We start from the raw sequence: 9,003 nt of genomic DNA on the forward strand, positions 1-9,003 counted from the left end.
GACGCGCCCTGGGCCAGCCTTCGTCTCGACGTCGCCGTGCTCAGCGCCATCCTCATCATCGCCACCGCCCTGTCCGCCCGCTTCTTCCGCTGGCAATAACCAACTCCCGGGGCCCCGTCCGACAACGCCACCGAGGCGCCGATCATGCGCGGGTCATCCCGCATTTCTGGGCGCACGCCTGACATCACCGGACATCGCATGCGGGTGTGACTAGCACCCCGGCTCGCGCTGTCTTGGACCTTCGTCTCTGACCCGGCCCTCAGGGGTAGCGCGAGACCGAAAGTGTCTACGACCTGTTGATCGAGGGGGGCAGCGGGATGGTTCCTACCCCCCATGCGGGAGGCTGACATGTTCAGACGACTCTTCGCCGTAACCACCGCGGCATTGCTTCTCCTCATGACAGGTGCGACGTCCGCCCTGGGAGCGGCTGGCGGCACCGATCGTCCGTTCCGCGCCACGGGTTCGGGTCAAGTGACCTTCGACCCCAACAACCCGCGAGGCTGCGTCTCATATCTCGGCCCGGTGACGGAGGTCATCACCGGCACCGGCCAGGCAACGCATCTCGGCCGCTTCACGATGTCGGCCAGCCACTGCCCGACCCCAACCCAGTCGACGCAGGGACTCATGACGCTCACAGCGGCTAACGGTGACGAGATCTACGGCAGCTACACCAACGACCTAGCGTTTGTTGACGGGACCGTCAGAGTCACTGGCTGGTTGACCATCACGGGCGGGACTGGGCGCTTCGCGCACGCAACCGGCTCTCTGTGGCAGGACCACACGGTGTTCCTGGGCCCAGCGCCGCCATTCGTCGTGCAGTTGACCTTCACGGGGAGGCTCAGCTACTGACTGAACCGTCGATCTGGTCGGCGACGAGACGATCCGCTCGGTCCACGAAAGCGGTTGGCCTGGCCCGACCTTGAGGCATCCGGGACATCCAACGGTCCCGGACTCCTCGGTGACTCGGACGGGACAAGACGGGCCGGTTGCGTCCTCGGCCCCGAAGTGCAGGGCGCATTTCAGCTGCTCGTTCAGGCAGCTGAAATGCCTTCTGTCCTTGGTTCCATACTCAGGGCCGTTGGGGGTCGGCTCGTCCGTTGGTGTTGGGGCGGAGATTCCGAAGGGGTCTTGGTTGGCCGGGTCTCTTGGTCCTACGGATCGGGGCCGCATCCCATCCACCATGCTTTCGTCGACGGTCACCGGATCCGGGCGGGTCTTCGCTCTACGGTGTTCTTGTCCCGAGCGACGTGAACGGGAGTTATGGCGGGTGAGATGGCCGGATCGGAAGGCAGGGCCGTGAGCGCACGAGCCGGGTGCGCGGGTAGCCGGCCGGCGTGAGTCCCGCAGATGGGCTCCCGCGACTCACCGACCAGATTGCAGTCACGACGGCCGGCGTCCTTTCCACGGCCGAGGTCTTGCGTCAGCTCGACGTGGGTCCGACCGGTTTGTCGATCGAACAGGTGACTCGCCGGCAGGCGCAGTGGGGTCCCAACGCGGTGGCCTCCCACCGGGCTCGGGCGCTGTCGGTGCTGTGGCATCAGTTGCGTTCCCCGCTCCTGGGGCTGCTGATCGCGGCCGCGGCGGTGTCTGCCTTCGTCGGCGAGGGCACCGATGCCAAGATCATCGGAGTGATCGTTGGCGCGTCGGTCGGGCTCGGTTTCGTCAACGAGTACCGGGCGGAGAGGGCGGCTGAGGCGCTGCACTCCCAGATCCGGGACCAGACGGTGGTGATCCGCGACGGCCAGTCCGCCACGGTGGACGTGACGGCGCTGGTCCCCGGTGACCTGGTGGAGCTGCGGCTGGGTGACATCGTTCCGGCCGACCTCCGCCTGTTAGATGTCGCCGGCCTGGAGTGCGACGAGTCCGTCTTGACCGGAGAGTCGCTGCCGGTGGAGAAGACCACGCTTGCGGTCCCGGCCGGGACGGCACTGGCCGACCTGTCCGGGTGCGCGCTGATGGGCACCGTCGTTCATGCGGGCAGCGCCCGTGGCGTCGTGGTGGCCATCGGCGCACGCACCGGGTTCGGCAGCATCGCCGCCGGGCTGAGCACCCACCCGCTGGACACCGAGTTCCAGGTCGGGCTGCGCAGGTTCTCGATGCTGCTGGTGTATGTCGCGGGCGCGCTCACCACGTCGATCTTCGTGATCAACGTGGCCCTGCACAAGCCGGTCATCGACGCGTTGCTGTTCTCCCTCGCGATCGCGGTGGGGATCACCCCGCAGCTGCTGCCTGCGGTGGTGTCTACCAGTCTGGCCGCCGGGTCGCGGCGGATGAGCCGCCGCAAGGTTTTGGTGAAGCGTCTGGTCTGCATCGAGGACCTCGGCGACGTGGACGTTTTGTTCACCGACAAGACCGGGACGCTGACCCAGGGCCGGATCGACTTCATGCGGGCCGTCCCGGCCGGCGAGCTCACGCCCGATCGCGTGTTGCGCTGGGGGTTGTTGTGCACCGAGAGCACCGCCGAGAATGGGGCCGCCGGCGGCGGGAACCCCCTCGACCAGGCTCTGTGGGACTCCCCAGCCGCCGCGAACGAGCGCGCCGGTCTCGACGACTACGCCCCGCTTGGGGTGCTGCCCTTCGACCACGAACGCCGGATGGTCTCCGTCGTCGTCCGCGACCCCGGTGGCGGGCTGATCCTGGTCACCAAGGGGGCACCCGAGACCGTCCTGGGGCGCTGTGTCGACGTCCCGGCCGGGGCTCGACAGGCGCTGGACGCCGAGTTCGCCGCGGGCAACCGTGTCGTTGCGGTGGCCGTTGGCCCGGCTGAGGGTCCACGTCCGCCGGTGGTCGCCGACGAGCGTGACCTGCACCTGGCCGGGCTGCTGGTGTTCCGCGACCCACCGAAGCTGGACGCGGCCGAGGCGTTGCGCCGGCTGGACAGCCTCGGCATCACCGTGAAGGTCGTCACCGGCGACAACCCCGCCGTCGCGGTCAAGGTGTGCCGCGACCTGGGTCTGAACGTCGCCGGGGCACTGACGGGGACCGACGTGGACCGCCTCGACGACACCCAGCTGGCCACAGCGATCCCCACCACCACGGTGTTCGCCCGGGTCAGCCCCCAGCACAAGGCCCGGATCGTGCGTGTCCAACGGCTCAGCGGTGGTGGGGTCGCATTCCTCGGCGACGGGGTCAACGACGCGCTCGCCCTGCACGCCGCGGACGTCGGGATCTCGGTTGACTCGGGCACCGACGTCGCCAAGGACGCCGCCGACGTGATCCTGCTGGACAAGGACCTGGACGTCCTCGCCGACGGTGTCGCCGAAGGCCGAAGGATCTTCGCGAACACCATCAAGTACGTCCTGATGGGCACCTCCAGCAACTTCGGAAACATGTTCTCCGCCGCCGGGGCTTCACTGTTCTTGTCCTTCCTGCCGATGCTGCCGTCGCAGATCCTGCTCAACAACCTGCTGTACGACACCAGCCAGCTGGCCATCCCCACCGACAACGTCGACGAGGAACAGCTGCGCCGCCCGTCACACTGGGACCTGACGTTTATCCGACATTTCATGATCTTCTTCGGGCCGCTCAGCTCGGTGTTCGACTTCGCCACCTTCGCGATCATGCTCTGGGTCTTCCACTCCGGGCCGGCGCAGTTCCGCTCCGGCTGGTTCGTGGAGTCCCTGGCCACCCAGACGCTGATCATCTTCGCGATCCGCACCCGACGCGTTCCGTTCTTCCGCAGCCACCCCAGCCTGCCGCTGACCCTCGCCGCCTTGAGCGTCGTGACCGTCGGGGCGATCCTCCCCGCCTCGCCGCTCGGGCCCACCCTCGGCTTCCAGCCCCTACCCGCCGGGTTCTTCGCGGCACTCGTCGGCCTGGTCATCTGCTACATGGTCCTGGTCGAGGCCGGCAAACGACTCTTCTACGGCGCCGAACCTGCCGTGCCACCCCCGAGCCACCCCTACAGCCCGCGGCACCACCTGCGGCGCCGCGCCGCCCGCTTCAGCAGCGCCAGCCCCCTGCCCGAGCCGCAGCCGACCGAACACTGACCCGATACACGTGTCCACCGGCCGACCCTCGAAACCCCTTCGGACGGGTCGCACCCTGAGGTCACCACCGATCCACAGGCAGGAGCCACACCGACCGCCAGACTCGAGATCGAGGGGCGTAGTCGCCACGGACATGCGGCCGACAGAACGCCCTGGAAGTGCCCTGCCGTTGCAGGGCGGGGTGTTCCGGCATTCGCGGGCGGATCGGACAGGGTCCCGGTAACCCTGCGCGCCCTCGATCCTCGGGTAGGAGCAGGCCTTGCTTGGTTGGCCCGCACAGGGAGAAGGGACCGACCTGCCTGCAGTCCAGTTCGGGCTGGTGCGGCGTGGCCTCACAGATCGCTTTGGGTGATGCGTATGACCGCCCGTGACGCGGCGGCGGATACTCGCGGCACCGGGTCGCGAGGTCCGCTGGGACACCTGGGGGGCAGGTCGGCCACGAGGTGTCGGGACACCAACTTGGCGCCCATCTCCCGCACCCGCCACGCGTCGTCGGTCAGGGTGACCGAGAGCGCAGCGAGCGCGCTGGCGTCAGAGAGCCACTCGCGAACGGCGATTCTGCGCCGAATGCTGACGTGTGGTTCCACGCGTCTACGCACGCTTGCACGGTCGCTCGGGCTCCAGCGCGGCCCAGGGCCCGAGTGTGTCGGTGAGGGACTCATTCGCGGGAGCTGAGTGGGTTCGCCTTCCGTTCGGACAGGCGATGCCACAGCCGGCGTAGCGTTCGGCGGTCGGTCGGCGACGTGGCAGCGAGGAGAGTCCGTCGCAGTACGTCGTTGTGGATAGGCCTTGCGGCTGCCAACGCGTGGTCGCCGACGTCGGTGAGCACCGCGAACCACTTGCGTCCGTCGGCAGGGTCGACCTCGCGGCGAACCAGGCGGTCGCGCTCCAGACGGGTCACGAGATGCGTCGTGCCTGCCGGGCTGAGGAGCACCCGATCCGCGAGCTGAGACATGCGCAGCCGCCGGTCGGGCGCGTTGAACAGTGTGATCAGCACGTCGAACTCCGACACCGCCATACCGGGACCCCGGCTGAGCTCGGCGTCCAGCTCCCGCAGTACCGAGCGGTGCAGCAGCATCAACGCCCCCCACGACTCCCACTCCTCGGGGTCGAGGAACTCGTGCTGAGGTCTTGACTCGGCCATGCGGCCGAGTATATTTCCTTTCGTACGAAAATACCAATCGAACAGGCTGAGGAGCTCACCATGGCGTTCGGGATCATCCACCACTTCCCTGGTGGCACACAGGAGAACTACGAAGCATCCATCGCAGCCGTTCACCCGCCGAACGGGCTCCCCGCGGGCCAGATCTTCCACGCGGCCGGCGCATCCCCCGGTGGCTGGACCATCGTGGCTGTCCACGACTCCAAGCAGGGCTGGGAGCGCTTCCGCGACGAGATCCTCCTGCCCCGCATGCAAGCCGGGATCCCGGGTGGTTTCCCGACCCCTCCGCAGGAGACCGAGGTCGACGTCTCCACCGTTCTGCCCTAGCGGCGAAGGGAACTGACATGCTCGCCAACAACCGGATCTCGGCGGTCCTCGTCTCGACTGACCTGGAGCGCAGTCAGCACTTCTACGAGACCAAGGTCGGACTCACCCTCTCACCGCAGACCATCAAGAATCACCTGCTCTTCGAGGGCGGCGATGGCACGACGCTGGTGGTCTACGGACGCGGCAGCGGCAACAAGGCCGACCACACCCAGGTTCGTTTCTGGTCCACCGACATCGACAACGACGTTGCGGCACTGGCTGCGCACGGCATCGAGTTCGACGAGTACGACACGGCAACGTTCAAGACGATCGACCACGTCGTCACCTCACCCGGCATCGGCCGGTCCGCCTGGTTCAAGGACCCCGACGGCAACACGATCGCCGTGTTCCAACCCGAGTAGAGCCCGTCGCAGTCATATCCGCACCGGGCCGGCACACCGACCGTGCGCGAGACCGACGGTCGCGTGCCGTGCAGGCTGCACGCGAAGTGCCGGCGGTCGTCAGCGCTGGTAAAACGGAGTTCACGACAAGCCGTTCAACCTCACCGCCGTCGGCGCCTCACGGCCGATTGCTCCATCCCCGTGCCCTAGCCGCACCGACGTGCCGATCATGAGCGGGTCGATCCGGCTTTTCGGTGCGACCTGGTGGTCGCCCAGACTGTGATCGGCAAGGCGCGGGGATGCGTCCTCCTGGGCGTCAACCTGACCATCAGTGACGCCGACCCGGGGCGCAGCCGCGCGAAGCACAACACCCGAAACCCGAGGGAGACTTCGTGATCATCCTGGGCGTCGTCGTGCTCCTCGGACGAACCGGCCACGCGATCGCCGGCCGAGGCCACTGCTGGTGGCCCTGCCGTGGGCGAGTGGGTCCTGCCGGCGGCCGAGTGCCTCGCGCTCGCCGCCCTCGGGCGGCCTGTGACGTGCAGGGCTCGGTCGCACTGAGCGGTTCGGCCGGGCGCCGTCGATACCGAACGAGTCAGAGCCGATGACGCCGGTCACTCCATCCGGATCATCGCGGGTCGCCCCGGACGTACCGTTGGGGGTCAGGGCGTGATCACGACCCGAGGTGATGTGATGGGCAGATCCAAGGCAGTACTGGCAGTCACGGCGCTTGCGGCAGCAGCCGTGGGCGGGGCTTGGGCGGCGTTGAAGGCCCGCGAGAAGAACCAGACCGTGAACGACGCCGTTGCAGGGATGGAGACCCAGCTCGTCGAGCTCGACCCGGTCACGAGGGCAGCCGTCGGTGCCAAGGTGGCGACCCAGGCGGTCAGCGACATGCTCCCCAACCAGAACTGACCAAGGTCAAGCGCGGTCAGCTCCTGGATGGAGACCGTGTACAACCGGCGGAGGCGCCATTGCGCGCCCGGCCAGACCACGAAACGGGGTCAATCCCTTGGCTGAGCCGGCCCGGGTCCGGTGGGTTCGTCGGGGTGGGTATGAGGGGGCTTGGGGCCTATGGCCTCTGGCACGGCCCGCGATGCGTGCACGAGATTGGGTGGTGCGCGACGAGGAAGGGTGGTGCGCACGATGGGTGCGAAGTCTGATCAGGTGAAGGGCCACGCCAAGGAGGCCGCGGGAATCCTCACGGGCGACAAGGACCTCGAATCCGAAGGCAAGACGGATCGGCGCACTGGGGAGGCCGAGGAGAAGATCGACGACGCCAAGGACAAGGTCGAAGAGACAGTCGACAAGACCAAGGACAAGGTCGAAGAGACAGTCGACAAGGCCAAGGACGCGCTGCACCGGAAGTAGGTCTGCCGCATGGAGCCCCGGGCCGCCGGGGATCTGTCGGCTGGGCATCGTTCGCCGTTTCGGATACATGATCACGGGCTTTCCGGGTGATCGGGAACGGGCCGACGGCGCCTCCGCCGTCCAACCGCGAGGGGAGTGGGGTGAGGAGGTGCTCCGATGTCCCAAGGTCTGCTGATCACGATCGTGCTGGTTCTCGCCATCATTGCGTTGGTGCTGTTCATCGTGCGAAGGCGGTGACTTGGGCCTGCTTGCCGCCACGCGCGCTGCGGGTCGGTGGCTCCAGGGTGAGGGTCAAACCGGGTCGCCTGCGCGGGCCGGACCGACGAGCCGGACGGTGCCATGGGTGACCGGCGCCGGCCACCCAGGGACAATCACCACAAGCCCCAAGTCGCCACCGGCGACATCCGAGTCCTGCAGGACCTTCTGCTCACCGACTCAGGCTGCGGCCCCGCGCGTGGCAGAGCCCCGTGGGAGACAAGCCCGGCACCCCAGACGGTCCCCTGATCAATCAGGCTGTGGGCATTTGCCCCTGACGTGGCCGAAGAACCGCTTGGTCATGCTTGACCTCATCAAACCTTTGGAGAGCGTGCACATCATGGTGCAGGCCCCGCTGAGATTGCAGGAGGTGGTCCTGGCGATCTGGCTCATAGCCAAGGGGTTCAACGCGTCTGCTCTCGCGTCGGTGGCCTGGGCCGGTGGGTCGGGAGGAAGCTCGTGAAGGCAGTCGTGTGCACGGGATACGGTCCTCCCGATGTTCTTGAACTCCAACAAGTCGAGAAACCTGTTCCAAAGGATCACGAGGTGCTGATCAAGGTGCATGCGACGACGGTGCACCGTGGGGACGTGAGGATTCGAAGCTTCGATGTTCCTCGGGGGCGACGGTTCATGGCGCGACTAGTCCTTGGCTTCACTCGCCCGAAGAACCCGATTCTCGGGATGGAGCTGGCCGGAGAGGTCGAGTCGGTCGGCAAGGATGTGACCCTCTTCAAGCGGGGCGACGACGTCTTCGCATTCACCGGTTGGGGCCTCGGTGCCTACGCCGAGTACGTATGCCTGCCAGAGAAGCCCAGGAAGTCGGCCGCGAAGGAAGGGATGCTTGCGACGAAGCCGGCCAACATGACCTTTGAGGAAGCCGCTGCCGGCGCCGCAACCGCAGGAGTCACTGCATTGGGTGTCCTCAGAAAGGCGAACATCGAAAGCGGGCAGAAGGTTCTGATCTACGGTGCCTCTGGAAGCGTAGGCACCTATGCGGTGCAACTCGCCAAGTCATTTGGGGCGGACGTCACCGGGGTCTGTAGTACCGCCAATCTGGAGATGGTGAGATCTCTCGGGGCCGACAGGGTGATCGACTACACGCAGCAGGACTTCACGGAGGGCGACGAGACCTATGACGTTGTCTTCGATGCCGTCGACAAGCTCTCGTCCTCACGGGCCAAGAGGCCCTTGAGGAATACAGGCGTCTATCTCAACGTCACCAGGGACTCAGGTTCTGGAGGTGGGAGTCCTGAGGACCTTGCCTTCCTCAAAGAACTCATCGAGACCGGGAAGGTCCGGACGGTCATCGACAGGCGCTATCCGCTGGAGGAGATCGTCGAGGCCCACACGTACGTCGAGAAGGGACACAAGCGCGGCAACGTAGTCGTCGCGGTGTCGTAGCGCTCCGCTGGGACGATGTAGTTGAGTGGAGGTGCGGATCATGACATCCACGAAGCAGCACGAATCACTCGAACGCGGTTCTCGGTCCGGCAAGGCGGCGGCGCGGGCTTGGGCCAGC

General features: G+C 66.8%; 8 protein-coding genes. 7 read left to right on the plus strand and 1 reads right to left on the minus strand.

Annotated features, from left to right (window positions below):
- Positions 1 to 333: 333 nt before the first annotated feature.
- Both VIM19_13385 and mgtA read left to right on the plus strand, forming a co-directional pair.
- On the plus strand, positions 334 to 849 hold the full coding sequence (locus VIM19_13385; GenBank protein HEY5185866.1) for a hypothetical protein: 516 nt from the start codon (positions 334 to 336) through the stop codon (positions 847 to 849).
- 524 nt (positions 850 to 1,373) lie between these two features.
- Complete coding sequence (mgtA, locus tag VIM19_13390; GenBank protein ID HEY5185867.1) at positions 1,374 to 3,989, plus strand: magnesium-translocating P-type ATPase; 2,616 nt, start codon at positions 1,374 to 1,376, stop codon at positions 3,987 to 3,989.
- Between the two features lie 658 nt (positions 3,990 to 4,647).
- Here mgtA and VIM19_13395 read toward each other — a convergent pair.
- Positions 4,648 to 5,214, minus strand: coding sequence for a MarR family transcriptional regulator (locus tag VIM19_13395; protein ID HEY5185868.1), 567 nt, complete (start codon positions 5,212 to 5,214; stop codon positions 4,648 to 4,650).
- On the opposite strand from VIM19_13395, the gene VIM19_13400 reads away from it, so the two are divergent.
- The 5 genes from VIM19_13400 (at position 5,194) to VIM19_13420 (ending at position 8,885) form a co-directional block, all read left to right on the plus strand.
- Positions 5,194 to 5,478, plus strand: a complete 285-nt coding sequence (locus tag VIM19_13400; GenBank protein ID HEY5185869.1) for a hypothetical protein — start codon at positions 5,194 to 5,196, stop codon at positions 5,476 to 5,478. The genes VIM19_13395 and VIM19_13400 overlap by 21 nt on opposite strands.
- Before the next feature lie 17 nt (positions 5,479 to 5,495).
- Entirely contained in the window at positions 5,496 to 5,879 is a 384-nt protein-coding gene (locus VIM19_13405) for a VOC family protein (protein ID HEY5185870.1), read from the plus strand.
- Positions 5,880 to 6,551: 672 nt separating this feature from the next.
- Positions 6,552 to 6,773, plus strand: a complete 222-nt coding sequence (locus tag VIM19_13410; GenBank protein HEY5185871.1) for a hypothetical protein — start codon at positions 6,552 to 6,554, stop codon at positions 6,771 to 6,773.
- Positions 6,774 to 6,992: 219 nt separating this feature from the next.
- A complete protein-coding gene (locus tag VIM19_13415) occupies positions 6,993 to 7,229 on the plus strand; it encodes a CsbD family protein (GenBank protein ID HEY5185872.1) in 237 nt (78 codons plus the stop codon).
- A 714-nt stretch (positions 7,230 to 7,943) separates the two neighbouring features.
- A complete protein-coding gene (locus VIM19_13420) occupies positions 7,944 to 8,885 on the plus strand; it encodes an NAD(P)-dependent alcohol dehydrogenase (GenBank protein ID HEY5185873.1) in 942 nt (313 codons plus the stop codon).
- The last annotated feature ends 118 nt before the right edge of the window (positions 8,886 to 9,003 follow it).

This window comes from Actinomycetes bacterium, assembly GCA_036510875.1.
GTDB lineage: Bacteria > Actinomycetota > Actinomycetes > Prado026 > Prado026 > DATCDE01.